Here is a 25,507-nt window from a genome sequence, read left to right as displayed (position 1 = left end):
GGACCGTCACGGCAGCTCGATGCCGTGGCGGTCCGCCAGCTTCCTCTCGATCTCCGCGATCACGCACGCGATCGTCGACGGGTTGAGCCTGCCCTCCCCGAACTGCACGACGGTCTTCGCGAACTCGTCCGCCGCCAGCTCGCGGCACTCCGCGTTCAACGTCCCGTGGTCGACCGCGGCTTCTTTGAAGCACTCCAACGGTTTGCGGCCGAAGATGACCTCGAACTCCGCCCACCCGCGGATGGTCCAGTAAGTGTCGTGCGAGGACACTGACGTCGCACGCAGCCATCGCCACAGGTAGCGCGGATCGGTGTGCGTCGGGGCCTCGCGGTGGCAGCGGCCGCACAGCAGCACGAGGTTCGACACCACATCGGTGCCACCCAGCGACGTCGGCACGATGTGGCACTGTTCCAGCGAGGCCCGGTATCCGCAGCGCCAGCACCGTTCGCAGGCTTCGCTCCAGTCGACGGCGACCCGCTCCAGCGGCGCCCAGTGCCCGACGATCTGCTCGGCGTCCATCTGCCCTCCCCGGTTGTTGACCATCCTGTCGTCGGTGGAGCCATTTGCGTTTCGCATGTGGGCCGTCTGATAGAACAACGGCAAAGGGGCGGCCATCTCCCGGCCGTCCCTTTCCGTGTTGTCGCAGGGGGATGGATGCGTTCGTTCGACGACTTGCGCGATTACCTGTCCGAGCAGCTCAACGCCGCGATCAGGCGGCCGGGCATGCACGGCGGCGAGCCGGTGATCCTGACGTTGTTCGACGCCTTGGCGTTCGCCGACAGCCGCACGGACCGGTGGCAGGCCGAGCTGGAGGCACTGGTGACGCGCGGTGCGGCGAACGCGGCGATGGTGACCGGTGCCGTGCACGAGGTGCTCGGGTACCGCAGCGAGGACGTGATGGCGTCGGTGTACGCCGACCTCGCGCACCGGCAGGGCTGGCTGACGCTCGACACCGACAGCCGGATCCCCGGTGTGCTCGGGGAGGGCGACTGCGTGCTGACCGAGGTGGTCGAGGAGTTCGGGGCGCCACCGCTGTGGTTCGGCGGCACGAACCCGGCGTTCCCGAAGACGCTCGGCTACCCGGACCGGTCGGGTGCCCTGGTGTTCTTCCACTTCATGCCGGAGCTGCGGCTGATGGCGACGAGGCGGGGTGACGGCGACTTCCGCGACAGCTTCCTGTTCACCCCCGCCGGGCGGTCCCGGTGAACCGCTTCACGCCCAGGGCGGCGCGCTAGTCCTTGTGCCGCTGGTAGTACCGCGCCACCCGCACCCGGTTCCCGCACGTCGCGGGGTCGCACCACCGGCGTCGCGGGTGGGCGGGCACGAACAGCAGCCGGCAGCCCGGCCCCTCGCACGTCTTCACCTTCCGCACGACCGGTGACGCCAGCAGCTCCGCCGCCGCGCCCGCGAGCAGGCCGAGCGCCCGCGCGACCTCGTTCCCGCCGCGTTCGCGGGACACCACGACGCCGTCGGACCACGACAGCACCTCGAACGCCGGAGCGCCGCGCAACGCCGCGTTCAACGGCGCCAGGTCCGGTTCGGTGCCGTCACGGGCGGCGAGCACCGCCGCCTCCACCTGCCCCCGCAGCTCCACCACGGCCTCCGACCAGGGCAGACCCTGCTCGGCCAGCCCCTGCGCAGCCGGATCACCGTCTTCTACCGGGAGGCGGGCGATCCCGCGGCGCCCAAACTCTTGCTGCTGCACGGCTTCCGGTCCGCGTCGCACCAGTACGCGCGGCTCATCGAGGAGCTGAAGGACGACTTCCACGTCGTGGCGCCCGACCACCCCGGCTCCGGCCACACCGTGGTGCCGGGGGAGCGGCACCACACGTTCGACCTCCTCGCCGACACCGTCGAGAAGTTCTTGCAGGCGCTGAACTCCACCGGTTTCACCATGTACGTCTTCGACTTCGGCGCACCGGTCGGCTTCCGCGTCGCGACCCGCCACCCGGAGTGGGTGAAGGGGCTCGTCGTCCAGAACGGCAACGCCTACGAGGACGGCCTCTCCGACGTCGCCAAGGGCTTCATCGGCAACAGCGACCCGCAGGCCGCGCGCGCCCTGCTCGCGCCGGAGCACACGAGGTTCGGCTACCTGGAGGGTGCCCGCGACCCCGAGTCGATCTCGCCGGACACCTGGACGCTGGACCAGCACCACCTCGACCTGCGCCCGCAGCCCCAGGTGGACCTGTTCCTCGACTACCACACCAACGTCGCCCGGTACCCGCAGTGGCAGGCGTACTTCCGCGAGCACCAGCCGCCCACGCTGATCGTGTGGGGCCAGGGCGACCCGTTCTTCCTCGAACCCGGCGCCAGGGCCTACCTGCGCGACCTGCCCGGCGCGCGGCTGCGCCTGTTCGACACCGGCCACTTCGCGCTGGAGGAGGAGCTGACCGAGATCGCCGCGCTGATCAGGGAGTTCGCCGCGAAGAGGTGATTTATTCATCAGGTGTTGAGTTTTTGGTCGCGTGCTCGTAGCGTCATCCCCTGGGCAGACCGCGGAGGGGTTGCGATGGCGTTCGTCAGGGACTTCGAGGAGATCGACGGCACGATGACGGCCGTCGTGGGCGGCAAGGCGGCGAACCTCGGCGAGCTCACCCGAGCGGGCCTGCCGGTGCCGCAGGGCTTCTGCGTCACCACGGACGCGTACCGCGCGGTCGCGGAAGCCGGCGCGCCGGCGGGCACCACACCGGAGAACGCGCGCCGCACCGTGCTGGAAACCCCGGTGCCGCAGGAGATCAGGGACGCGGTCGTCACCGCGTACCGGGGTTTCGGCGACGACGTCCCGGTCGCGGTGCGTTCCAGTGCCACGGCCGAGGACCTGCCGTTCGCGAGCTTCGCGGGCCAGCAGGACACGTTCCTCAACGTCGTCGGTGAGGACGCCGTGGTCGACGCGGTGCGCCGGTGCTGGGCCTCGCTGTGGACCGGCCGCGCCGTCAGCTACCGCGAGACGAACGGCATCGACCACCGCACGACCTACCTCGCCGTCGTGGTGCAGCGGATGGTGCAGTCCGCGGTGTCCGGCGTGCTGTTCACCGCGAACCCGGTCACCGGCACGCGCGACCAGGTCGTCATCGACGCGAGCCCCGGCCTGGGCGAGGCGGTCGTGTCCGGGGCGGTGAACCCGGACCACTTCGTCGTCGACGGCACCGAGATCGTGCAGAGGCGCCCGGGGGACAAGCGGTTCCTCATCAGGTCGCTGCCCGGCGGCGGCACCGAGCACGTCGAGGTCGACGCCGCCGACGGGCCGTGCCTGACCGACGACCAGGTCCACGCGCTCGCCGAGCTGGGCCGCAGGACGCAGGCGCACTACGGCAGCCCGCAGGACGTCGAGTGGGCGATCGACGCCGCCGGCGCGCTCCACCTCACCCAGGCGCGGCCGATCACGACGCTGTTCCCGTTGCCGGAGAACAACAAAGCCGGTCACGCCTACTTCTGCTTCAGCCTCGCCCAGGGGCTGGAACGGCCGATCACGCCGATGGGCCGCGCGGTGTTCCGGGAGATCGCCGGGTCGGCGTTCGAGATCGTCATCGGCGACCCGGCCAGTCAGTCCTATGTGGAGGTCGGTGAGCGCATCTTCTTCGATGTCACCAAGGTGCTGCGCAGCCGGGTGGGCCGCGAGTTCGTCACCCGGCTGCTCGGGGTCATGGAGGCGCGGTCGGCGGAGGTGCTGCGCGGGCTGTTCGACGACCCGCGGTTCGCCGTCACGAGCTCCTCGCCGATGCCGGCGCTCCGGCGCGTCCTCCGGCTCGCACGCCGCTTCCACGCGCCGCAGACCGTGCTGAGGGCGCTCGCCGACCCGGAGAAGGCCGCACGCGGCGCTCGTGCGCTGGAACGCGAGGTCCTGGAAAAGGCCGCCGGTCTGACGGTCGAGCACGCGTTGCGGCAGTGCGTCGTCCCGGTGCTGCCGCGACTCGCACCGACCGCTCTCGCCGGGTTCGCGCTGCTCGGGCTCGTCGGCAAGGTCGCCGACGTCAGGCCGGGGGAGCTGCAGGCGGTGCTGCGCGGCCTGCCGAACAACGTCACCACCGAGATGGACCTGGCGATGTGGGACCTCGCGCGGGAGATCCGCCGAGACCCGGCCGCCCTGCGGCAGTTCCGCAACGGTGAACGCCCGGCGGCGCTGGACGCGTTCCTGGCGAAGTGGGGGCACCGGGCGGTCGCCGAGATCGACCTGGGACTGCCGCGCTGGTCGGACGACCCGGCGCACGTCATCGGCGTGGTGCGCAACCTCCTGCTGCTGGAGGACGCAGATGCCGCTCCCGACGCGGTGTTCGCCCGCGGTGCCGCCGAGGCCGAGGCGATGATCGAGACGCTGGCGCGGCGCTCGTGGGGCCGCGGCTGGTTCGTGCGCTTCGCGTTGCGCCGCACGAGGGTGCTCGCCGGTCTGCGGGAGCACCCGAAGTACCTGGTGATCACCCTGTTCGGTGTGCTGCGCGAGCGGATCACCCGAGCCGGGGAGGACCTGGTGGCGCAGGGCCGGCTCCGGGCCGCCGACGACGTGTTCTTCCTGAACTTCGAGGAACTGCGTTCCACGCAGGGTGATCTGCGCGAGGTCGTGGCCCGCCGGCGTGAGGTGTACGACCGTGAGATGCGGCGCCGGCACATCCCGCGCGTGCTGCTCTCCGACGGCACCGACGCCGAAGCCGTGCACCACGGCACCGCGGTGGAAGGTGACCTCGTCGGCACACCGGCGTCGGCGGGTACCGTCACCGGAGCCGCGCGCGTCGTGATGGACCCCGTCGGCGCACACCTCGAACCCGGCGAGATCCTCGTGGCGCCGTCGACGGACCCCGGCTGGACGCCCTTGTTCCTCACGGCGGGCGGGCTCGTGATGGAGATGGGCGGCGCGAACTCGCACGGCGCCGTCGTGGCCCGCGAGTACGGCATCCCCGCCGTGGTCGGTGTGCGCGAGGCCGTGACGCGGATCAGGACCGGTGACCGCATCACGGTCGACGGCAGCACCGGAGCGGTGACCACCTCCGGCTGAGGGCGACGAACAACGCTGCTACCGGCCGTTGACACGTCGCCGCGGCGCCCGGACGCGTAATCTCGGGGTCGTGGCCGACTCCAAGGGTGAGCTGAGCAAGGCTCAGCAGGGCATCGCCGACTACCTGCTGCGCGCCGGTGTGGACGGGTTCGGCCCGTTCAAGAGCGCTCGCGAAGCCGCGACCGACGCCCTGGCGAAGAAGGGCGACGAGACCGCCGCGGTCCGGCACCTGATCCGCACGCACGTGGCGCTGGCCGGTGCGCAGGGGTTCATCACGAACCTCGGCGGGCTGATCACGTTGCCGATCTCGCTGCCGTCCAACGTCGCGGCCGCGTACGTGATCCAGACGCACCTCATCGCGTCGATCGCGTCCTTGCGCGGCCACGACGTGGACAGCGAGGAAGTGCAGACGGCCATCCTGCTGTGCCTGCTCGGCAATGCCGGAACCGAACTGTTCAAAAAGGTCGGCATCAAGCAGTTCACGAAGAAGGCCGCCTCGGCGCTCATCACAAAATACGGTACAAAAAAGCTCGGTTCGGTCGTCGTGAAGGGCGTTCCGGTCCTGGGCGGCGTCATCGGCGGTGGCGTCGACGCCGCTTCCACCAGGGCGGTCGGCGCGTTCGCGAACCGCTATTTCACCCAGACGGACCGCGAGCACCCGTTGCCGAGCGTCATCGACGGTGAGGTGCTGTCCGTGGAGATCGAGGAAGCGGGCGGAACGGCCGAGTCGCGGTAACCGTCAGCTGAGCCGGTCGAGCGTCGAGGTGAACGCGTCCGGTGAGATCTGCACACCGCCGCTGAACGGGTTCTGCAACTGATGTATCGCGAACAGCAGCAGCACCAGCGTCGAGCTCAGCGTGACCGTGATGAGCAGCTGTGACACCAGGTTCGGGCCACCGAACAGGTACGGGAACAGCAGCGACAGGCCGGTGCCGATGAGCAGCGCGAGCCAGACGACGGGGTTGACGCCGCCGTCGGCCGCGTCGACGCGCTCCTGGCGGGCCTGGTAGACCTCCCACAGCTGGTTCGCGGCCTCGGTCTTGCGGTCCTCCTGCCAGCCGCCGTCCGGCGCGGTCGCCGCGATGGTGTCCCGCAGCTGGTTGAGGGTGTTCCAGCCCTTGCCGTCGACGTTCTCGCCCTCGCGCATCTTCGGCCACTCCTCGTCGACGACGGTCTGCACGTAGCTGCGGACCAGCTGGTCGACGCGGGACTTCGCCGGCTCGGGCAGCGAGCCGGTCGACCAGGTGACGGCGACCAGCGCGTTGGCCTCCTTCTGCACCTGCTCCTCGGCGGCGTTGGCCGCGTCGAACAGGGAGATGAGGATGAACGCGGTCAGCACCGCGTGCAGGCCGGCGACGATGCTGAACACCGAGCCGCCGACAGCGAGGTTCTTCTCGCCGACCTCCTCCGAGTTGAACCGGCGCGTGAAGACGACGATGACGGACGAGACCACGGCCGCGCCGAGAACCCAGAGCAGACCGGACACGTAAATACTCAATTCGGCCCCTTTCTGGTGTGGGATTAGACCACGGTCTACTGTGGCCGGTACAGCGCGGTCCGGTCACGAGCAATGGTCAGGTGGGAATGCGCGGCAACAGCAGAATTACCCGGTTGTCGTATCAAGCTGCTCCATTCCGGTGGAGCAGGAATGCGTTCGCCCTGGGTGGCGTCACCGCTCTTCTCGCGCTTTCCACCCCGCTCACCAGCGCTGTTGCCCAAGCCGCACCGGTGGCGTGCGACGCGTTCCAGGTCCGCGCGGTTCACCGTGGTGGGTGGTCGACGCTCACGCGGCTCGACGTGTCATCCGGTGGGGTGACCCCGGTAGCGCGAATCGACTACTCGGTGAATGCGTTGGGTTATTCCTCCGTGCTGGGCCGCTTGGTCGGTCTCACCTCGAAGGGCCACCACAGCTGGATGCATCCCACGCACGTTGTGCTCATCGACACCAAAGGCGTGGTCAACGATCTCGGACCAGTCGTGGCGCCGTGGTTCCGCACCGACGACGTGTCCGCGGGCGCGGTCGTGGGGACGACGTTCTACGTGCGCGACAACGCCCGGTTGCACGCGATCGACATCGACCCGGCGAGCGCGTCCTACCTGCGGATCGTGCGGTCGGTGGCGCTGGACTGGCCGGCGCTCGCGCTGGACGACTTCACCCCCGGACCCGGCGGCGGGCTGACCGGGGTCTCGGCGGCGGGCCACGGACCGGGCGAGGTCGTGACGTTCGACCCGGTGTCGGGGCGGTCGGTGCGGCGGGCCGAGGTGGCGGGGCTGCCCGGCAAGTCGACCTACGGTGCCGTCGCGATCGACTCGGCGGGCACGATCTACGCGGTGAACAACGGCTACAAAGGTCGCAGCCGCGTCTACCGGATCGCGGACGGCGCCGCCGTGGAGCTGTCCACCGACCAGCCGTTCGGCCTGATCGACGGCGCCGGGTGCCTGCCCGCGCCGATGCCACCGCAGGTGGTACCGCCCACGCCGAAGCCGGACGTCCCACCGGCGCCCGCACCTGTTCCCGTTGTGCCGCCCCGGGTGTCGACGCCCGCCCCGGTTTCGGCCGCACCGGTCGCCCCCGCCGTCCCGCCCGCCGCGGTGGTGCCATCCGCACCTGCACCCTCGCCGCAGCCGGTCCCGGTACGCGCGGCGCGGCGGGAACCGCAGCCCCGCGCGGAGCTCCCGCTCGACCCGAAGACCACGCCGATGACCAAGTCCCGCAAGTGGGCGATCGTCACAGTCGTCCTGGTGATGCTGGGGGCCGGAGCGGCCGCCGCACGCGCCCGCGGATAAATCGGTTGGCGGCGCCGGTCGGCGCCGCTACCGTTGCCGTCATGCTCATCATCTGAGAAGCCCCGCAGCGCTTCCGCCGCTGCCGCGTGTGCTCTTGGTGACCCTTCTCGCGGGTCCTTTTCCACGGCTGTCGTTTCCGCCGTGCCCTTGCACGCCCTCGTCACAGAGGAGGCTTTCGCATGCCTGCTGCCACCCCGCCCTCGAACCGAGCCGCTCGCCGCGCCCAGAAGCGCGGTCAGCAGCCGGCCGAGCAGAACACCCGGTTCGCGTTGCCCCAGCAACGGGTTCCGGTGGTCCCGCCGCGCCAGTTCGCCGCCCGTCGCCGCGGATCCGCGTAGCCGACGCCCGAACCGGTGCGGCCACGGCAGGGGGACGCGCGTTGCTCGTGTCCCCCTGCTCCCTTCGTGGGACGATCTCCCGTTCTGTCCGGATCCGCTCTAGCCTGAGGTGCTACCGGACCGACAGGATCGGAGGCGCCTGATGAGGATCGCTGACGTGTTGCGGACCAAGGGCTCGGCGGTTGCGACCATCGCCCCGGACGCACCGGTGTCCGATCTCCTCAGAACACTCGCGGAGCACAACGTCGGCGCCATCGTGGTCGTCGGCCCGTCCGGTGTCGTGGGCATCGTGTCGGAACGCGACGTCGTGCGCCGGCTGCACGAAACCGGTGCCGGGCTGCTGACCTCACCGGTGTCGTCGATCATGACCGCCGAGGTCTTCACGTGCACGCCTTCGGACACAGTGGACAGTCTGACCGTCGTGATGACCGAACGGCGGTTCCGCCATGTTCCCGTTGTGGCAGAAGGGGAACTGGTCGGCATCGTGTCCATCGGCGACGTCGTGAAGAGCCGCATCGGACAGCTGGAGCAGAACCAGGACCAGCTCCAGGCCTACATCGCCCAGGGCTGACCTCACCGGGCTCGGCCCTCACTAGGCTCAGCCGGGTGAAGCCTTCTCCCGGCAAGCCCGAACTGGTCGAGGTCGCGCCGTCCGTCCACGCCTACATCCAGCCCGACGGGTCCTGGATGATCAACAACACCGGTGTCGTCGTCGGCTCCGACGGCACGCTGCTGCTCGTCGACACCACGTCCACCGAGGCTCGCAACCGCGCGTTGCTCGCCTCGGTGGCGACGGTGTCCGACGCCGCACCCAGCTACGTCGTGAACACCCACCACCACGGCGACCACACGTTCGGCAACTGGCTGGTCCCTTCGTCGACGGTGATCGTCGCCCACGACGCCTGCCGCGAAGAGGTGCTCTCCGCTGGCCTGCTCGCAGCGCAGGTGCTGACCGGCCCGGACTACGGCCACCTCGAAGTGCGCCCGCCGTCGCTCACCTACACCGCGTCCCTGACGCTGCACCTCGGCGACCGCGTCGTCGAGCTGCACCACCCCGGTCCCGCCCACACCCGCGGCGACAGCGTCGTGTGGCTGCCCGCCGAGCGCGTGCTGTTCACCGGTGACCTGGTGTTCGCGGGCGGCCAGCCGTTCCTCGCGGAGGGCAGCATCAGCGGCTACCTGTCGGCCCTGGAGTTTCTGCGCGCGTTCGACGCCGAGGTCCTCGTGCCCGGCCACGGCCCACTGCTGCGCGGCGCCGACATCACCCGCGTCCTCGACGACCTCGTCGCCTACACGACGTACCTGTCCGAGCTCGCCGCCACCGGTCACGCCGCCGGACGCGCCCCTCTGCAGGTCGTCCAGGACGCGGGCCCGTCCCGCTTCTCGTCGTGGCAGGAGTCCGAACGACTCGTCGGCAACCTCCACCGCGCGTACCACGAGCTCGACGGCAAACCGCTCTCCGAACGCCTCGAACTGCTCCGCGTCTGGCAGGACATGACCATCCTCCACGGCGGCCCCATCACCTGCCACGCTTAGCTCGCGACCGATATATCACCTTCACCACCCCGCCCTCACCTGCTGCTTAGCAATGAGTCTTTGGACGACGACGTCCAAAGACTCATTGCAAAAGCGGTTTTCACGTTGCGCGGTCTCAACGAGCTGCTTGAGCACGCGAGGATGCTGTTCCAAGTCGCGTCGACCTTGTCGAGCCGCTCGGCGCTCTCCGGCCAGCCGGAGCTGCGCAACGTGACGCGCGGTACCGCCGGCGCCCTCAGATGATTGCCCCGCTTCCGGCTCCACGAGCACGCCGAGGATCGCTTCCAGCACCCGAGCGCGTCACAAGACGGGCTCGCGTCTCGTCCGTACCTGCATGAGCACACTCCGCGCAGGTCTCGCGTTCCTCGCCGTCGTCCAAGCCGTCATCGGCGTCTGGCCGTTGGCAGCGCCGCAGAGCTTCTACGACAACTTCCCGCTGCCCACGAACCCATGGGTGTCCTACTTCCCGCCGTTCAACGAACACCTGCTGCGCGACTTCGGCTCACTGAACCTCGCGTTGTGCGTGATGCTGGTGTTCGCGGCTGTGACACTCGAACGCGCGCTGACCCAAGCCGTGCTGGTCGGCTACCTGGTGTTCGCGGTGCCGCACATGACCTTCCACCTGTTCCACCTGGAGCACATGCTGGTGGCTGACCGGATCGGCAACGTCGTCTCGCTGGCCGCCGCCGTCCTGGTCCCGCTGGTGCTGCTACCGCTGACCCGCCGGATCGAACGAAAGCAGGCCCCGGTGCTCACCCGGTGACACGAACCCCGACGTCATCGGAAGCGCAACGAACTGCGCGGCCTATAAGTTCGAGTGATGCTGCACGACGTCGCTGACGCCACGCGCCAATACATTCGTTTGCTCGCCGACGACCAGCGCGACCGAGCTGTCCGCGCGATCACCGACGACGACCTCAGGCACCGCTGGGCCTACACCCCCGGCGACCGCCCCGGCCTCGTGTTCGGCGGGCTACGACGTGATCAGCGCAAAGCCGTTCACGGCATGCTCGCGACCGTGCTGAGCCCACACGCCTACGCACAAGTCGCGGCGGTGATGGCTTTGGAAGACGTGCTCGACCACCGCGAGGGCGGCCACCGCGACCGGCACAGCGGCGACTACTGGACGGTGCTCTTCGGCACGCCCGGCGGCGACGAACCGTGGGGGTGGCGAGTCGAGGGGCACCACCTGTCCGTGAACGTCATCGTCGCCGACGGCCGCGTCTCGGCGACCCCGTTCTTCCTCGGCGCGAACCCGTCCCGCGTCACCTACCGAGGCCGCGTCGTCAGCCAGCCGCTGCGGCTGGAGGAGGAACTGGCCCGCGAGCTGCTCGACCGGATGGGCCCGACCGCCCGCGGCCTGGCCGTCGTCTCGGACACCGCCCCGCACGACATCCGCACCGGCAACGCCCCGCGCATCACGCCGTCCGACCCCGTCGGCGTGACACCCGCACAGCTCGGCAAACAGGCGGGCGAGCTGCTCGTCGACATCGTCCGCCTCTACCTGGACCGGCTCGCGTTCGAGCTCGCCGACGACGAGTTCGCCGCCCTCGACCCCGACCGCCTGCACTTCTCGTGGGAAGGCTCGCTACGCCGCGGCGAAGGCCACTACTACCGCGTCCAAGGTCCCGAGCTGCTCATCGAATACGACAACACGGCCAACGAGGCCAACCACATCCACACCGTGTGGCGCCGCCACTCCGGTGACTTCGGCGCCGACCTCCTCGCCGCCCACTACGACACGTCACGGCACACTGTCGCCCGTGGAATGGCCCAGAACGGTTGACGACGCCATCGCGCTGCAAGAACACCTGCGCAACCAGGTGATCACCACCAGCGCCCCCGACCTGCACATCGACACCGTCGCCGGCCTCGACGTCGGCTACCGCGACACCGGCCTTTGCAACGACTCGGTTGTCGGCGTCTGCGTGGTGTTCGATGCAAAGACGCTGGCCGTCCTCGATGAGGTCGTCGTCGAGGACACCACAGACTTCCCGTACATCCCCGGGCTCTTCGCGTTCCGCGAGATGCCGGTGCTGCTACGCGCCCTCGACCAGCTCACCGTCACCCCCGACCTGCTGGTCGCGGACGGCCAGGGCGTCGCCCACCCGCGCCGGTTCGGTCTCGCCTGCCACCTCGGCGTGCACACCGGCATCCCGAGCATCGGCGTGGCCAAGAACCCGATGGGCAGGTTCGACCCGCCCGGCGACAAGCGCGGCTCGACGAGCGACCTCGTCATGGACGGCGCCGACGGCGACGAGGTCGTCGGCCGCGCACTGCGCACGCAGGACGGTGTGAAGCCGGTGTTCGTGTCGGTCGGGCACAAGATCGACCTGGACCGCGCGTGCGCCGAGGTGCTCCGCCTGGCCCCGCGCTACCGGCTGCCTGAGACGACCCGCCGCGCCGACGCACTCACTCGGCAGGCTGCTTCTGCGGCTGGAAGCTGAGCAGCACGAGCAGGATCGCACCGCAGACCAACGCGATGTCCGCGACGTTGCCGACGAACCAGCCGTTGTAGTCGATGAAGTCGACGACGTGCCCGCGCGCGAAACCCGGCGGCCGGAACAACCGGTCGAGCAGGTGCGTCGTCGCGCCGCCCAGCATCAACGCCAGTGCGACCGCCCGCAGCCGGGTCTGCGGCTGCAGCCCGTACCGCGCCAGGAACACGACGGCCACGGCGGCGACGATGGTGAAGACCCACGTCGACCCCGCGCCGATCGAGAACGCGGCACCGGGGTTGTAGAGAAGCCTGAGCTGCAAGAACTCCCCGAGCACCGGGATGGGCGCGCGCCCGGTCAGCGCGTTCTCGGCCCAGAACTTCGTGGCCTGGTCCAGCAGCAGCACGAGCACGGCGATGCCCATCACGAGCGGCACGCGGCGAGAAGTGGTGGTGTCCATTTGCCGACGAGCGTAGTTAAGCCGCCGGCACCGTGCGGCAACGGCCACCGGTACATCAGTCGCCGCGTGCTCCGAACGCCCCGGACAGCAACGGGTGGGCGTCCACGATCCGCCGAGCAACGTTGACGGAATCAACCAGCGGATGCAGCGCCAGCGCCTTCACGGCATGCGCGCGCTCGCCGCTGATAGCCGCCTTGATCGTCGCGCGCTCGACGACCTTGAGCGCGGTGACGAGCCCGACGCCCTCGTCCGGCAGCTGGCTGACCGCTACAGGCCGCGCGCCGTTGGCGTCGACCAAGCTCGGAACCTCGACGATCGCATCGGCGTCCAGGCACGACAGCGTCGTCCTGTTCGGCACGTTGAGGATCAACGTCGTCCGCTTGTCCGCCGCGATGGCGTGCATCAACGCGAGCGCGACCTGCTCGTACCCGCCACCGTCGAGGTCGTTGCTGTCCCGCTCCTCGTCACGCGTCTCCGCCATGTACGTCTGCTCGCGCTCCAGACGCGTCCGGTCCCAGCTCGCCAACGACGGCGCCGCATAGAACTGCTTCTGCTGCTCCAGCAGGAACGCCCCACGCGACGCACCGGACTCCACCGCCTCGCGGGTGAAGTAGTAGTAGTGCAGGTACTCGTTCGGAATCGCGCCCAGCGTCCGCAGCCACTCCGCGCCGAAGAGCTTGCCCTCCTCGAACGACTCCAGCCGCTCAGTGTCGGCCAGCAGATCCGGCAGCACGTCCCGCCCGCACACGTGCACACCCCGCAGCCAGCCGAGGTGGTTGAGTCCGGCGTAGTCGAGCCACGCGTCACCGAGGTCCGCGCCGACCGCGCGGGCGACCCGCCGGCCGAGCCCGACGGGGGAGTCGCAGATGCCGATGACCCGGTGGCCGAGATGGGTGGCCATCGCTTCGGTGACCATGCCGGCGGGGTTGGTGAAGTTGATGACCCACGCGTCCGGCGCGTGCACCGAGATACGACGTGCGATGTCGAGCGCGACCGGCACAGTACGCAACCCGTACGCCACACCGCCGGCCCCGACCGTCTCCTGCCCGAGCACCCCGCACCCGGCCGCGACACTTTCGTCGGCCGCGCGTCCGTCGAGTCCGCCCACGCGGATCGCCGAGAACACGAAGTCCGCCCCGCGCACCGCCTCGTCGAGATCCATCGACGTCGTCACCACGGGAGCATCCGGCACATCAGCGGCGAGCTCGGCGAGAACGCCGCTGACCGCCACGAGCCTGGAGGCGTCGACGTCGTGCAGCACGACCTCGGTGACGCGGCCGGGGGACCGGTCGGCGAGCAAAGCGCGATATACGAGCGGCACGCGGAACCCACCGCCACCGAGAACAACCAGCTTCATGCCCACCACTCCGCACCGGCGACATTTCTCCCGCAGTACGCACCGTACAACCAACGCTGCACAGGCATCAGCAAGATCCTTGGGCCGCTTACGACGACGGCGGCAGTTACCGCAGCTTGGACCGCCCACGCATGGCGTTGAAAGTAAGTCCCGAAGGGGTTCCCGCGCACGCCAAATCTGTGCTACAAAGAATGGCTTTGGGGTTTCGGAATGAATATTCCGGAAAGATAGATTTATTGTATCACAGGGGGCAAGGTGTTGGCGAGCGAACAGGCACGGATCACCTCTCTGTATGAAAAGCTCGACCAGGAACGGAACAAAGCGGCCGCCGATCTTGCGGCCGCCCTGCGGGACACCCACACCGGACGGCTGGACCGTGAAGCCAGCGTCCAGGTGCTGACCAGGCAGATCGGCAAGTACCGCGCAGCGGAGGACGGTCTGTGCTTCGGCCGGATCGACTCGGAGAACGGCGAAAGCACCTACATCGGGCGCGTCGGCCTGTTCGACGACGAGTTCCAGCCGCTGTTGCTGGACTGGCGCGCGCCGGCGGCGCGGCCGTTCTACACCGCGACCGCCGCGAATCCGGAAGGCCTCGTGTTGCGCCGCCACTTCCGCGTCCGCGACCGGGAGCTGCGCGATTTCCACGACGACGAGCTGCTGGCCGACGCGACCGCATTGCTCGACGCCCTCAACGCGCCGCGGACCGCGACGATGCGCGACATCGTCTCGACCATCCAGGCCGAGCAGGACGAGATCATCCGTTACTCCGGCCCCGGCGTGCTGGTGATCGAAGGCGGCCCCGGCACGGGCAAGACCGCGGTCGCGCTGCACCGCGTCGCGTACCTGCTGTACACGCGCCGCGAGCGCCTTTCCCGCCACGGCGTCCTGATCGTCGGACCGAACACCGGTTTCCTGCATTACGTCAGCGACGTGCTGCCATCGCTGGGGGAGACCGACGTCGTGTTCGCAACACCCGGCGAGCTCTATCCCGGAGTGGTCACCGACGTCGAGGACACCCCGTCGTTGCAACACCTCAAAGGCCATGTATCAGTGCTGGACCTGCTGGCCGTCGCCGTGGCCGACCGGCAGGAGCTCCCCGACGAGCCCATCGAGATCGAGCTCGAGGACGTCGTCGTCCCCCTCGACGCGCACGTCGCCGCCGTCGCACGCGAGAAGACGCGGTACTACGAGCTACCGCACAACGCGGCACGCAAGTACTTCTTCCTCGCTCTCGCTGAAGAGCTCGTCGCTCCGGCAATGAAGCTGATCGGCGTCGACTGGCCCGAGATCGAGGAGGACGTGCGGCACGAGCTGCGCCACAGCACGGCATTGCGCGACGCCGTCGACCGGTTGTGGCCGGAGCTCACACCCGAGCAACTGCTCGCCGACCTGTACGCGGGCCGGTGCTACCGCATCGGCGCACCCGAGCTGTACCGCGAAGCCGCCGACACGTGGACGGTGTCCGACGTGCCGCTGCTCGACGAGCTCGCCGACCTGCTCGGCTCGGACGGCTCAGCCGAACGCGCGGCACGGCGGGAGGAAGAGGAAGGACTTGCCTACGCCCGCGGTGTCATGGATGTGCTGTCGATCGACGAACGCGCCGACGACGACGAGTACATCGTCACCGACTTCGTCAACGCCGAGACGCTCGCGTACCGGCACGAGATGCGTGATCATCGCACGCTCGCCGAACGAGCTGCCGACGACCGCACCTGGACCTACGGCCACGTCGTCGTCGACGAGGCACAGGAGCTGTCCGCAATGGACTGGCGCGTCCTGCTCCGCCGTTGCCCCAACAGGTCGATGACCGTCGTCGGCGACCTGGCGCAACGCCAAGCCGCAGGCGGCGCCCGCAGCTGGGGCTCGGTGTTCGACCGCTTCACCTACCGCAGGCTGGAGGTCAACTACCGCACTCCCGGCGAGATCATGGCCGTCGCCACCCCGGTGCTGAAGCTCGTCGACCCCGACGCCGCCGCACCGACGTCAGTGCGCAGCACCGGCGTCCGCCCCTGGGCCCGCCGCGTCACCGACCTCTCAGCGGCGGTCCGCGACGAGCTCGACGCACACGCCGAAGCTTTGCCCGGCCGCACGATCGCCGTGATCGGCGACGGCTGGATGCCGCCGAGGTCGTCCAAGGGGCTGGAGTTCGACGTCGTCATCGTCGTCGAACCGCAGCTCATGACCCCGAGCGAGCTGTACGTGGCGTTGACGAGGGCGACGCAACGACTCGGCGTCCTGCACACCGAGCCGCTCCCGCGTCACCTACGAAGTCTCCTCTGAGACCCAGCGGAGGTAGTCGTCGTTGCCCCCGACGACGGGGGTGACGACGACCTCCGGCACGTCATAGCTGTGCTGGTTCTTGATGTGCGCGATCAGCTCGTCGATGCGAGCGGCAGACGTCTTCACGACGCACTGCCACTCGTCGTCGACGCGCACCTCACCGTCCCACCGGTAGACGCTGCGGATCGGCACGATCTGCACACACGCGCCCAGCCGTGCCTCGACGACCCCTCTCGCCAACGACTCCGCCGCCTCGGCGGAGTCCACGGTCGTCGTCACCACGTTCACGGCGTTCATACGGCGTCGATCTCCTTCAACAGCTGCTTCTTCAACGCATCCGGCGCGAACGACGCCCGAACTCCCGCTCGCGCCAGCTCCGCGAGCTCATCGCGCCCGAACCCGAACCGCTCGTGGCACACCAGGTACTCGCGGTCGAGGTCGGTGTGGAACATGCCGGGGTCGTCGGTGCTGACCGTCACCGGCACCCCGGCCTCCACCAGCCGCGGCAACGGGTGCTCGTCCAGCGACGCGACCGCGCCGGTCCGGATGTTCGACGTCGGGCACACCTCCAGCACGACGCCCTCGCCGACGAGGTACCGCAGCAGCTCCGGGTCCTGCACCGCGCTGACGCCGTGCCCGATCCGCTCGGCACGCAGGTCCCGCACCGCGGCCCAGATCTCGCTGGGCGGCATCGTCTCGCCGGCGTGCGGCACCATGTGCAGCCCGGCATCACGCGCCATCGCGAACGCCTCGCGGAACCTCGTCCGCGGCGAGTCCGCCTCGAACCCGCCGAGCCCGAACCCGACCAGCCCCTCCGGCCGGTGCTCGGTGGCGAACCGCGCACTCGTCATGCCCCAGTCGCGATCCCAGATGCCGGGCACGTCGAAGATCCACTGCAATGTCACGCCGTGCAGCTCCAACGCCTCAGCCCGTCCCACGGCCAACGCCTCGACGAGCTCGTCGGGCGCGATGCCGGCCCGCAGGTGACTCGTCGCACTCACGGTGACTTCCGCGTACCGGACGTTGGTCCGCGCAGCGTCACGTGCGTACCCGACGACCAGTGTGCGAACGTCCTCACCGGTCGTGACGAGGTCGTTGACGATGCCGTACACGGTGATGAAGTGCCGGAAGTCCGTGAACTCGTAGAACTTCCGCAGCTCGGCCTCGTCGGTCGGAACCGGACCGCCCGGGTGGTTGCGGGCGAGCGCGAGGACGGTGTCGACGGAAGCCGCGCCCACGAGGTGGACGTGCAGCTCGGCCTTCGGCAACGCGTGGACGAAGTCGGAAATGGGCACGGTCCATGCTCTCAGGTCAAGAGCCGTTCGACGGGTGACATGTCTTGCAGTCACGGGGAAGGGTGCAGGGCGAATCCCTGTCCCCGGCTTCGCATTGGGGGTGCCTCGTGAGGGGCGCACGAAGAGTCGCACTGCTGACCGCGGTGCTAGTTCTGCCGTTCCTGCCCGCCACGGCCACCGCTGCCGAGGGGCCGGTGTTCAAGGACGGCGAGGCGCAACCCGTCTTCGACCCGAAGGACGTGGTCAAGGAGAGCCTCTGGGTCCGCGCACCGGTCGACAGCGACCGCGACGGCAAGGACGACGAGGTCTACACCGAGGTCGTCCGGCCGCGCGCCACCGAACGAGGGCTCAAGGTCCCCGTCGTCTACATGATCAGCCCGTACTTCTCCGGCGGCAACGACGTTCCCAACCACAACGTCGACGTCGAGCTGTACGTCCCCGACAAGCGCAACGGCCGGCTACTCAAGGCCTCCTCCGACGAACGCGTCACCGCGGCCCTCGGCCCTAACCCGATCACGTCGGGCCGTTACGAGTCCTACTTCATCTCACGCGGTTACGCCGTCGTGTACGCCGAGTCGCTCGGCACCGGCAAGTCCACGGGGTGCCCGACGACGGGCGATGTCAACGAGACGATCGGCGCGCGTGTCGTCGTCGACTGGCTCAACGGCCGTGCGTCCGCACGCACCGCCACGGGCGAGGCGATCAAGGCGACGTGGTCGACCGGTAAAACCGGCATGATGGGCGTTTCCTACAACGGAACGCTGCCCAACGCCGTCGCCTCCACCGGCGTCCGCGGCCTCGAAGCGATCGTGCCGATCGCCGCGATCTCCAGCTGGTACGACTACTACCGCGCGGACGGCGCCGTCGTCGCCCCCGGCACGTTCCAGGGCGAGGACGCCGACGTGCTCGCGGACTACGTCTACACCCGCGCGGACCGCGAGATCTGCAAGCCGATCATCGCCGAGATCGCCAAGGACCAGGACCGCATCACCGGCGACTACAGCCGGTTCTGGGACAAGCGCAACTACCTCAACGACGTCCGCAAGGTGCGTGCGGCCGTTCTCGCCGTCCACGGGCTCAACGACTGGAACGTCAAGATGACGCACGTCGAGCAGTGGTACTCGGCGCTGAAGAAGGTCGGTGTGCCGCACAAGATCTGGCTGCACCAGTCCGGCCACACCGATGCCGACACGCTCCGCTCGGTCGAGTGGCGCCGCACCCTCAACCGCTGGTTCACCCAGTACCTGTGGGGCCACCGCAACGGCATCGACAAGGAGCCGCGCGCGACGATCCAGCGCGAGGACAAGACGTGGGTCGACGAGAAGGACTGGCCGGCACCCGGCACGTCCGACGTGCGGCTGCGGCTGTCCGCGGGCGGACCGGCCAAGGGCGGCCTCGGCCTGCGACCCGGCCACGGCGTGGAGAACCTGACCGACGACGCGACGAAGACGGCTGAGTCGTTGATCGACCAGGCCACCTCGCCGAACCGCCTGTCCTACGCGACCGAGCCGACGCAGAAGCCGTTGCGCTTGTCCGGCAAGTCGACCGCGCACCTGCGGGTCGCGTTCGACCGTCCCGCCGCCAACGTCACGACGCTGCTCGTCGACCGCGCTCCGGACGACAGGTCGCACGTCATCACTCGCGGCTGGACCGACCCGCAGAACCGCGAACGCCCCGACAAGACCTCGCCGGTCAAACCGGGCAAGTTCTACGACGTCGATGTGCCGATCGTGCCGGACGACTACGTCCTGCAGGCCGGGCACCGGCTCGAGTTCGTGCTGATCTCCAGCGACTACGACTACACGCTGCGCCCAAAGCCGGGGGCCGGCCTCTCGCTGGACCTCGCCAGGACCTCGGTCGAACTGCCGGTTGTCGGCGGCTGGCGCGCGTTGTTCCAGACGTTCTGAGCTGTGGTGCCGCGCTTCGGTCTCGTGAAGGGCTGAAGCGCGGCACGATAGCACTCACTCCCGAACCCGAGCGCCCCAAGATCTCAACCTGTCCACAACTCACGAGTAATCCACAGCTTCCACATCAGCGAAGCCCCACAGCCCAGCCACCCACCACAGTGGCACCATGCCCACAACCCTCCCCAAACCGATCCGCCTCCGCGCCCCCGGCGACCTCTACGCGGCCATCCCGCATCTGATGGGTTTCCACCCGACGGAGTCGCTCGTCGTGCTGGTCCTGAGGGACGGCGCGGTCTCCATGACCATGCGCGTCGACCTGCCCCGCCCGCGACATAGAGGGCTTCTGGTGGCCCAGCTGGAAATGCCGCTCCTGGAGCAAGGCGCGGAGGGCGTGATCCTCGCGGTCATCAGTGCACCCTCTGAGCACATGCCGGAGGAGCTTCCGCACGAGCCGCTGATCACCGCACTTGCGAACAGTCTCGGCGGGCACGGTATCGATGTCCTCGAAGCCGTGTGGCTGCACGCGTGCGAGAAGGACGCCCCGTGGTACTGCTACTTCGACCTCGACTGCCACGGGCGGTTGCCGGACCCGCAGGTGTCCGCGGTGGCCGCGGCGTGCGCGAGCGACGGCAACGTGACGTTCGAGTCGCGCGCCGCGCTGGCAGCGGTGGTCACGCTCGACTCGGTGGAGGCCCGCGAACGCAGGTCCGTGCTGCTCGACGAGCTCATGAACACCGAGGAACCGCCTGAGCCGGCAGCGGAACTCCGTCGCGTGCGTGCCGCGATCGACGCCACGGAGCAGCGCAAGGGACCGTTGCCCGATGTGGAGATCGTCGCGTTGAGCAGAGCCCTGGCGCACCCGGAGGTGCGTGACGCCTGCCTGTCGTACGCGGTGCAGAACAACGCCAGGGCGGCCGAACGGCTGTGGCTCGACCTCACGAGGTCCTGCCCGTCACCGGAACGCGCGGAACCCGCGTGTCTCCTGGCGTTCTTCGCCTACCACCGCGGCGACGGCGGACTCGCGTCGGTCGCGCTCGACGTGGCCGAAGAAGCCTGCTTCGGCCACGCGCTGGCGCGGCTGTTGCGCGGCGCACTGAGCGCCGCGCTGCCTCCCGAAGAGCTCAAAACACTGGCGGACAAGGCCGTCCTGAACGCCCGCAAGCTGCTCTCCGCGGGAACTCAGAGCAGCTCCGGCCGCTCCCACTCCTGATCGAGGACGTGCTCGGCCAGGAACGCCCACACCGTCTCGTACCAGACCCGAGAGTTCCCGGGGGTGAGAATCCAGTGGTTTTCCGTAGGAAAGTAAAGGTACTTCGCGGTGATGCCGTGCCGGACCAGGTCGAAGTACAGCCGCTGCCCCTCGCCGATGGGGACCCGGTAGTCCTTGTCCCCGTGGATGACGAGCATCGGCGTCTTGATGTCGGCGACCCGCAGGTGCGGGGAGTTGGCGAGGACCCGCTCGGGCCGGGTGATGGGGTCACCCATCTCCCGCATCCAGAAGTACGAGTCGTCGGTGGCGCCGGAGAACGCGTCGAGGTGCCACAGCGAGGCGTGGGTGACGATCGCGCGGAACCGGTCGGTCTGGGTGGCGATCCAGTTGGCCATGTAACCGCCGAAGGACCCGCCCATGGCGGCGGTGCGCGAGCCGTCGATCTCGGGCCGCTCGACGGTCACGTCGGTGATGGCCATGAGGTCGGTGTAGGGCTCGGCACCCCAGCGACCCCAGCCGGCCGCGATGAAGTCGGGCCCGTACCCCGTGGACAGCGCGGGGTCGGGCAGCAGGACGGCGTAGCCGCGGGCGGCCATGAGCCACGGGTTCCAGCGCCACGTCCAGCCGTTCCAGCTCATCACGGGTCCACCGTGGACCCAGAGCAGCAGCGGGGCGGGGGAGTCCGCGGAGGCACCGTCGGGCAGCACCAGCCAGGCGCGGACGGTCCTGCCGTCGGCCACGACGGTGGAGACCTCGGTGAGCGTGCCGGGCACCGAGGTCAGGGCACCGGGGGCGGGCAGCCGCGCCGGGTCCTGGTCAGCTCCGGTGCTGGCGAACCGCACGGGCTGTGGCGGGTGGTCGACCGAGTTGCGCAGTGCGTACAGCGTCTCGCCGTCCGGGCTCACGACCACGTCGCTGTAGTAACCCGAGAGCGTCAGCTTCGTGACCTCGCCCGTGGCGAGGTCGAGCCGCCACACCGGCTGGTGCCCGAGGTGGCTCGCGACGAAGAAGACGGCCGAGGAGTCGGGGCTCACCACCGGGTGCGCCGGTTCTTCCTGGAAGTCCGGCGCCAGTGGCGTGATCGAGTCGTCGGCCAGGTCGATGCGCACCAGGCTGCTGCGGTACGGCGCGTCCGCGGTGGACTCGCGGAACCGGATGGCGATCACGGCCGAGGAGTCGTGGGTGAACGCGGCGTCGAAGAACGAGAAGCCTTCCTCGGAGGCGATGACCCGCGAGGAGCTGCCGTCGGTGGCGACGAGCCGCAGCTCGGTCCGGCGGCCGTAGGCGGCACTGACGTCGACGGCGTACCCGTGGACGGCCCACCTGCCGTCGGGGCTGAGCGCGATGTCCTCGTCGCTCAGCCTGCTCTCGGAGTCGTCGCTGAGGGCGGTGACGTGCTCGGCAGCCGGCCTGTCCAGCGGGACGGAGAACAGTCGCGGGTAGCTGGGGCCGAGGTCGGAGTCCCAGTACCGGATCGGGTAGGACTCGTGCAGGATCGCCGTCACGCCGGCGTCCTCGCGGGCCTTGCGCTTGGCGTCGTCCTCGCCGCCGAACTCCACGAGGCGGTGCGCGTACGACGTCAGCAACAGCGTCTCGCCCGCGACACGCACCTGGCCGACCCCGCCGCCGGGCCGCAGCACCTCGGCGGCCTCGCCGCGGACCGGCAGCCGCCACAGCGCCGTCTTGTCCTTGGCCTCGTCCGGCTTCGTGAGCGGGTCCGGGCGCTTCGACAGGAACAGCAGCGAACCGTCCGGCGCGAAGACCGGCGCGGCGTCGCTCTTCGTGGAGTAGGTGAGGCGGGTGGCGTCCCGCTCACCGGTGGGGTCGACCTCCCAGAGGGCGCCCTGCCAGGTCTTGCCGTCCGGCGCGAGCGAGGAGACGACGGTGACGAGCCGCGTGCCGTCCGGGGACAGCGCGAGCGACGCGAGCCGCGGGGTGGAGTTGTAGCTCTCGAAAGAGGCGAAGTCGGTCATCGTGGTTCAGGCTCCGTGTCGGGCGCGGGTGAACTCCCACGCGTCGCGGACGATGCCGGCGAGGTCGGCGCGCTCGGGCTTCCACCCGAGCTCGGTGCGGGCCCGCTCGGCGGAGGCGACGAGAACAGCAGGGTCTCCTGCCCGCCGCGGTGCGACGACTGCGGGGATCGGGTGGCCGGTGACCTCGCGGCACGTGTCGATGACCTGCTTCACCGAGAAGCCCGTGCCGTTGCCGAGGTTGTAGATCCGGTGCTCGCCGGCAGTAGCGTGGTCGAGCGCCAGGAGGTGGGCGTCGGCGAGGTCCGTGACGTGGATGTAGTCGCGGACGCAGGTGCCGTCCTCGGTCGGCCAGTCCTCGCCGTAGATCGAGATGTGCTCCCGCTGACCGAGCGCGACCTGCAGCACGAGCGGGATCAGGTGGGTCTCGGTCGCGTGCCGCTCGCCGATGCTGCCGTAGGCGCCGGCGACGTTGAAGTACCGCAGGCTCGTCGCGGCCAGCCCGTGAGCGGCGGCGTACGACGTGATCGCGTGGTCGATGGCCAGCTTGGTGGCGCCGTAGGTGTTGGTGGGCTGCGTGGGCGCGGTCTCGGGGATCGGCACCTCCCGCGGCTCGCCGTACGTCGCGGCAGTCGAGGAGAAGACGAGCTTCGGCGTGCCATGCTCCTTCATCGCGGTGAGCAGACGAACCGCGGTGAGGACGTTGCCCGTCCAGTACTTCCCGGGGTCCTGCATGGACTCACCGACGAGGGACTTCGCGGCGAAGTGCAGCACACCGTCGAAGCCCTCGGCGAGGACGTCGCCGATCACCTCGGCGATGTCACCCCGCACGAAGCGCGCACCCGCGGGAACGGCGTCCTCGTGGCCGGTGGAGAGGTCGTCGAGCACGACCACCTCGTGCCCAGCTTCGAGCAGGCGCGCAGCGCAGACGCTGCCGACGTAGCCGGCCCCGCCCGTCACGAGCAGCTTCACCACAGTCCTCGCAATCCTCGTCAAGATCGGTTTCCGCTACCTGTCCTGGCCCGCGCCCGCGGAGGGAACCGCCGTGAAAAGTCGCGGCCGCACGAGCGAGCGCGCGGCGAAGGCGACGAGCACTGCCCGCTCGACCGCGTTGTGCCGTTCGACGGGCACGAGGGCGATCGCGGAGCCGCCGAAGCCGCCGCCGGTCATCCGGGCGCCGAGCGCCCCGGCCGCCCTCGACGCCTCGACCGCGACGTCGAGTTCGAGGCAGGAGACTCGGTAGTCTTCGTCAAGGCTCACGTGCGACGCCGAAAGAAGAGGGCCGATCTCGGCGAGCCGGCCCGCGCGCAGCAGGTCGACGGTCCGCAGGACGCGATCGTTCTCGGTCACCACGTGCCGCACCAGCGGACGCAGCTCTTCGGGCAGCCTGACGAGCGCCTCGTCGAGCTCGGTGATGTCCACGTCGCGCAGCGCGGGAACGCCGAGAATGCCGGCGGCCCGCTCGCAGCCCGCCCGCCGGGCGCCGTAGCCGCCGTCGACGTGGGAGTGGCTGGCGCGGGTGTCGATGACCAGCACCTCAAGGCCGCTGGCGGCGGCATCGAACGCGACCTGCTCCGACTTGCCGGAGCGTACGTCGTAAAACAATGCGTGCGCTTCGATGCAGGACAGCGATGCCGTCTGATCCAGGACGCCGGTCGGCGCGCCCACAAAGTCGTTCTCCGACCGCTGCACCCAGCGCGCGATGTCCGGCCGTTCGGCGGTCACGTCCGCCAGGCCCAGCAGCGCGAGCGCGACTGCGCATTCAAGGGCGTGCGAGGACGACAGGCCCGCGCCGGCGGGCACGTCGCCCGCGATCACGAGGTCCGCTCCAGCGGTCACCGGGAGGCCCTGCTCGCGCAGGGCCCAGGCGACGCCGCCGGGGTACGCGGCCCACCCGCGGATGGTACGAGGCGCTAGGTCGGCGACCGCGACCGGCGCCGCGTGCTGCACCCCGCCGTCGTCGCCCAGCGTGCTGACAGCAAGCACACCGTCGGCACGGGGCGATGCCGCGACCGCGGTGCGGTGGGGCAGGGCGAACGGCAGCACGTAGCCGTCGTTGTAGTCGGTGTGCTCGCCGATGAGGTTGACGCGGCCGGGTGCCGACCAGACCCCGTGAGGTGCACGTCCGTGCAGGCGGTGGAACGTCTCCGCCGCCTTGGCGGCCGGAGTCGTCGTCGCCTGGGTCACCGGGCGAGCACCAGCACGGCGTGGGCGACCGCCGGGTCGAGTTCGGCCAGGTTGCCGTTCGGGCCGCGCACCTGGATGACCTTGGCGTTGCCGAGCGACTCCACCTGGACAGTGCCGCCGGGGATGACGCCGGCCTCCTTCAGCTCGGCCATCAGGTCCGGGTCGAGCTGGACGTGCTCGGCGATGCGGCGCACCTCGACGGGGCCACCGCCGCGGCGGGCCACCTCGTCAATGCGCACGAGGTCCGCCTCGGCGGGCGGGGCGGGCTCGCCGTCGCCCAGCTTGTCGAGGCCCGGGATGGGGTTGCCGTAAGGGGAGGTGGTGGGGTTGCCGAGGAGTTTGATGAGTTTGCGTTCGACCGCTTCGCTCATGACGTGTTCCCAGCGGCAGGCCTCGCTGTGGACGTGCTCCCACTCGAGCCCGATGATGTCCACGAGGAGGCGCTCGGCGAGCCGGTGCTTGCGCATGACGGCGATCGCCAGGTTGCGGCCCTGGTCGGTGAGTTCGAGGTGACGGTCTTCCGCCACGACGACCAGGCCGTCGCGCTCCATGCGGCCGACGGTCTGGCTCACGGTCGGTCCACTTTGGCCGAGGCGCTCGGCGATGCGGGCGCGCAGGGGCACCACGCCTTCTTCTTCGAGCTCGTAGATCGTGCGGAGATACATCTCCGTGGTGTCGATGAGGTCGTTCACACCCGCTCCCCTTCGTGTGGTGTCAATGGTAGTCGTGCCGGGGGACACAGGTGTCCGCGCGGT

Annotated in this window: 26 protein-coding genes; 15 read left to right on the top strand and 11 right to left on the bottom strand. The window is 69.7% G+C overall.

From position 1 onward, the window contains the following. Positions 1-6: 6 nt before the first annotated feature. Positions 7-519, bottom strand: coding sequence for an HNH endonuclease signature motif containing protein (locus tag AB0A63_RS33770; protein ID WP_360398448.1), 513 nt, complete (start codon positions 517-519; stop codon positions 7-9). A gap of 153 nt (positions 520-672) precedes the next feature. Here AB0A63_RS33770 and AB0A63_RS33765 point away from each other — a divergent pair, with 153 nt between their 5' ends. Beyond that, positions 673-1,206: a hypothetical protein gene (locus AB0A63_RS33765; RefSeq protein ID WP_360398446.1), complete on the top strand. Its 534-nt coding sequence runs from the start codon at positions 673-675 to the stop codon at positions 1,204-1,206. A 25-nt stretch (positions 1,207-1,231) separates the two neighbouring features. On the opposite strand, the gene AB0A63_RS33760 is transcribed toward AB0A63_RS33765, so the two are convergent. Further along, a complete protein-coding gene (locus AB0A63_RS33760; protein ID WP_360398444.1) occupies positions 1,232-1,705 on the bottom strand; it encodes a CGNR zinc finger domain-containing protein in 474 nt (157 codons plus the stop codon). Here AB0A63_RS33760 and AB0A63_RS33755 point away from each other — a divergent pair. From AB0A63_RS33755 to AB0A63_RS33745, 3 genes are all read left to right on the top strand, one after another. Then, entirely contained in the window at positions 1,694-2,434 is a 741-nt protein-coding gene (locus AB0A63_RS33755; protein ID WP_360398442.1) for an alpha/beta hydrolase, read from the top strand. The two genes, AB0A63_RS33760 and AB0A63_RS33755, sit on opposite strands and share 12 nt — an antisense overlap. Positions 2,435-2,509: 75 nt before the next feature. Continuing rightward, a complete protein-coding gene (locus tag AB0A63_RS33750) occupies positions 2,510-4,987 on the top strand; it encodes a PEP/pyruvate-binding domain-containing protein (RefSeq protein WP_360398440.1) in 2,478 nt (825 codons plus the stop codon). 70 nt (positions 4,988-5,057) lie between these two features. Continuing rightward, positions 5,058-5,723: an EcsC family protein gene (locus tag AB0A63_RS33745; RefSeq protein ID WP_360398438.1), complete on the top strand. Its 666-nt coding sequence runs from the start codon at positions 5,058-5,060 to the stop codon at positions 5,721-5,723. A 3-nt stretch (positions 5,724-5,726) separates the two neighbouring features. On the opposite strand, the gene AB0A63_RS33740 is transcribed toward AB0A63_RS33745, so the two are convergent. Next, entirely contained in the window at positions 5,727-6,485 is a 759-nt protein-coding gene (locus AB0A63_RS33740; RefSeq protein WP_360398436.1) for a DUF4239 domain-containing protein, read from the bottom strand. Between the two features lie 416 nt (positions 6,486-6,901). On the opposite strand from AB0A63_RS33740, the gene AB0A63_RS33735 reads away from it, so the two are divergent. The 8 genes from AB0A63_RS33735 to AB0A63_RS33700 all read left to right on the top strand — a co-directional run bounded on the left by AB0A63_RS33735 (position 6,902) and on the right by AB0A63_RS33700 (position 12,095). Beyond that, positions 6,902-7,774, top strand: coding sequence for a hypothetical protein (locus tag AB0A63_RS33735; RefSeq protein ID WP_360398434.1), 873 nt, complete (start codon positions 6,902-6,904; stop codon positions 7,772-7,774). Positions 7,775-7,953: 179 nt separating this feature from the next. Next, positions 7,954-8,112, top strand: a complete 159-nt coding sequence (locus AB0A63_RS33730; protein ID WP_360398432.1) for a hypothetical protein — start codon at positions 7,954-7,956, stop codon at positions 8,110-8,112. Positions 8,113-8,254: 142 nt separating this feature from the next. Further along, the gene (locus tag AB0A63_RS33725) at positions 8,255-8,683 is read left to right on the top strand and encodes a CBS domain-containing protein (RefSeq protein WP_360398430.1); all 429 of its coding nucleotides are present in this window, start codon (positions 8,255-8,257) and stop codon (positions 8,681-8,683) included. Positions 8,684-8,718: 35 nt separating this feature from the next. Further along, a complete protein-coding gene (locus AB0A63_RS33720) occupies positions 8,719-9,648 on the top strand; it encodes an MBL fold metallo-hydrolase (protein ID WP_360398428.1) in 930 nt (309 codons plus the stop codon). Between the two features lie 60 nt (positions 9,649-9,708). Beyond that, positions 9,709-9,891 (top strand): hypothetical protein, encoded by a 183-nt coding sequence (locus AB0A63_RS33715; RefSeq protein WP_360398426.1) that lies wholly within the window; start codon positions 9,709-9,711, stop codon positions 9,889-9,891. A gap of 91 nt (positions 9,892-9,982) precedes the next feature. Then, positions 9,983-10,411 carry a hypothetical protein gene (locus AB0A63_RS33710; protein ID WP_360398424.1) on the top strand — a complete coding sequence of 143 codons (429 nt, stop codon included), beginning with the start codon at positions 9,983-9,985 and terminating at the stop codon, positions 10,409-10,411. Between the two features lie 57 nt (positions 10,412-10,468). Continuing rightward, the gene (locus tag AB0A63_RS33705; RefSeq protein WP_360398422.1) at positions 10,469-11,434 is read left to right on the top strand and encodes a DUF3500 domain-containing protein; all 966 of its coding nucleotides are present in this window, start codon (positions 10,469-10,471) and stop codon (positions 11,432-11,434) included. Continuing rightward, positions 11,412-12,095, top strand: a complete 684-nt coding sequence (locus tag AB0A63_RS33700) for an endonuclease V (protein WP_360398420.1) — start codon at positions 11,412-11,414, stop codon at positions 12,093-12,095. Before AB0A63_RS33705 ends, AB0A63_RS33700 begins: the two co-directional genes overlap by 23 nt. Here AB0A63_RS33700 and lspA read toward each other — a convergent pair. Together lspA and AB0A63_RS33690 are read right to left on the bottom strand one after the other, a co-directional pair. Beyond that, the gene (lspA, locus tag AB0A63_RS33695) at positions 12,061-12,546 is read right to left on the bottom strand and encodes a signal peptidase II (RefSeq protein WP_360398418.1); all 486 of its coding nucleotides are present in this window, start codon (positions 12,544-12,546) and stop codon (positions 12,061-12,063) included. The genes AB0A63_RS33700 and lspA overlap by 35 nt on opposite strands. Before the next feature lie 55 nt (positions 12,547-12,601). Continuing rightward, complete coding sequence (locus tag AB0A63_RS33690) at positions 12,602-13,903, bottom strand: 6-phospho-beta-glucosidase (RefSeq protein WP_360398416.1); 1,302 nt, start codon at positions 13,901-13,903, stop codon at positions 12,602-12,604. 255 nt (positions 13,904-14,158) lie between these two features. Here AB0A63_RS33690 and AB0A63_RS33685 point away from each other — a divergent pair, with 255 nt between their 5' ends. Beyond that, positions 14,159-16,183 carry an ATP-binding domain-containing protein gene (locus tag AB0A63_RS33685; RefSeq protein WP_360398414.1) on the top strand — a complete coding sequence of 675 codons (2,025 nt, stop codon included), beginning with the start codon at positions 14,159-14,161 and terminating at the stop codon, positions 16,181-16,183. Here the strand turns inward: AB0A63_RS33685 and cutA are convergent. Next, positions 16,166-16,480, bottom strand: a complete 315-nt coding sequence (cutA, locus tag AB0A63_RS33680) for a divalent-cation tolerance protein CutA (protein WP_360398412.1) — start codon at positions 16,478-16,480, stop codon at positions 16,166-16,168. The two genes, AB0A63_RS33685 and cutA, sit on opposite strands and share 18 nt — an antisense overlap. Beyond that, entirely contained in the window at positions 16,477-17,478 is a 1,002-nt protein-coding gene (add, locus tag AB0A63_RS33675) for an adenosine deaminase (RefSeq protein WP_360398410.1), read from the bottom strand. The genes cutA and add overlap by 4 nt, the downstream gene beginning before the upstream one ends. 107 nt (positions 17,479-17,585) lie before the next feature. Between add and AB0A63_RS33670 the strand changes: the two genes are divergently transcribed. Both AB0A63_RS33670 and AB0A63_RS33665 read left to right on the top strand, forming a co-directional pair. Further along, positions 17,586-19,385, top strand: a complete 1,800-nt coding sequence (locus tag AB0A63_RS33670; protein WP_360398408.1) for a Xaa-Pro dipeptidyl-peptidase — start codon at positions 17,586-17,588, stop codon at positions 19,383-19,385. A gap of 166 nt (positions 19,386-19,551) precedes the next feature. Then, positions 19,552-20,595 (top strand): DUF4192 domain-containing protein, encoded by a 1,044-nt coding sequence (locus tag AB0A63_RS33665; protein WP_360398406.1) that lies wholly within the window; start codon positions 19,552-19,554, stop codon positions 20,593-20,595. Here the strand turns inward: AB0A63_RS33665 and AB0A63_RS33660 are convergent. The 4 genes from AB0A63_RS33660 to AB0A63_RS33645 are packed head-to-tail and all read right to left on the bottom strand — an operon-like array spanning position 20,565 to position 25,444. Next, positions 20,565-22,568 (bottom strand): S9 family peptidase, encoded by a 2,004-nt coding sequence (locus AB0A63_RS33660; protein ID WP_360398404.1) that lies wholly within the window; start codon positions 22,566-22,568, stop codon positions 20,565-20,567. The two genes, AB0A63_RS33665 and AB0A63_RS33660, sit on opposite strands and share 31 nt — an antisense overlap. Before the next feature lie 6 nt (positions 22,569-22,574). Next, positions 22,575-23,537 (bottom strand): UDP-glucose 4-epimerase GalE, encoded by a 963-nt coding sequence (gene galE / locus AB0A63_RS33655; RefSeq protein WP_360398402.1) that lies wholly within the window; start codon positions 23,535-23,537, stop codon positions 22,575-22,577. Between the two features lie 36 nt (positions 23,538-23,573). After that, complete coding sequence (galK, locus tag AB0A63_RS33650) at positions 23,574-24,752, bottom strand: galactokinase (protein ID WP_360398400.1); 1,179 nt, start codon at positions 24,750-24,752, stop codon at positions 23,574-23,576. Further along, entirely contained in the window at positions 24,749-25,444 is a 696-nt protein-coding gene (locus AB0A63_RS33645) for an iron dependent repressor, metal binding and dimerization domain protein (RefSeq protein ID WP_360398398.1), read from the bottom strand. The genes galK and AB0A63_RS33645 overlap by 4 nt, the downstream gene beginning before the upstream one ends. Positions 25,445-25,507 lie beyond the last annotated feature (63 nt).

The sequence above is a fragment of the Lentzea sp. NPDC042327 genome (assembly GCF_040647275.1).
Lineage (GTDB): Bacteria > Actinomycetota > Actinomycetes > Mycobacteriales > Pseudonocardiaceae > Lentzea.
Note: the sequence above shows the minus strand (reverse complement) of the source record. Positions and strands in the feature narration are given on the sequence as shown.

What these genes read in the sequence shown, in the direction of transcription:
- AB0A63_RS33660 (WP_360398404.1), bottom strand. Translation starts at nt 22,568, where the DNA reads ATGACCGACTTCGCCTCTTTCGAGAGCTACAACTCCACCCCGCGGCTC.
- cutA (WP_360398412.1), bottom strand. Translation starts at nt 16,480, where the DNA reads ATGAACGCCGTGAACGTGGTGACGACGACCGTGGACTCCGCCGAGGCG.
- AB0A63_RS33710 (WP_360398424.1), top strand. Translation starts at nt 9,983, where the DNA reads ATGAGCACACTCCGCGCAGGTCTCGCGTTCCTCGCCGTCGTCCAAGCC.
- AB0A63_RS33690 (WP_360398416.1), bottom strand. Translation starts at nt 13,903, where the DNA reads ATGAAGCTGGTTGTTCTCGGTGGCGGTGGGTTCCGCGTGCCGCTCGTA.
- lspA (WP_360398418.1), bottom strand. Translation starts at nt 12,546, where the DNA reads ATGGACACCACCACTTCTCGCCGCGTGCCGCTCGTGATGGGCATCGCC.
- AB0A63_RS33770 (WP_360398448.1), bottom strand. Translation starts at nt 519, where the DNA reads ATGGACGCCGAGCAGATCGTCGGGCACTGGGCGCCGCTGGAGCGGGTC.
- AB0A63_RS33730 (WP_360398432.1), top strand. Translation starts at nt 7,954, where the DNA reads ATGCCTGCTGCCACCCCGCCCTCGAACCGAGCCGCTCGCCGCGCCCAG.
- AB0A63_RS33725 (WP_360398430.1), top strand. Translation starts at nt 8,255, where the DNA reads ATGAGGATCGCTGACGTGTTGCGGACCAAGGGCTCGGCGGTTGCGACC.
- AB0A63_RS33665 (WP_360398406.1), top strand. Translation starts at nt 19,552, where the DNA reads ATGCCCACAACCCTCCCCAAACCGATCCGCCTCCGCGCCCCCGGCGAC.
- AB0A63_RS33735 (WP_360398434.1), top strand. Translation starts at nt 6,902, where the DNA reads ATGCATCCCACGCACGTTGTGCTCATCGACACCAAAGGCGTGGTCAAC.
- AB0A63_RS33750 (WP_360398440.1), top strand. Translation starts at nt 2,510, where the DNA reads ATGGCGTTCGTCAGGGACTTCGAGGAGATCGACGGCACGATGACGGCC.
- AB0A63_RS33705 (WP_360398422.1), top strand. Translation starts at nt 10,469, where the DNA reads ATGCTGCACGACGTCGCTGACGCCACGCGCCAATACATTCGTTTGCTC.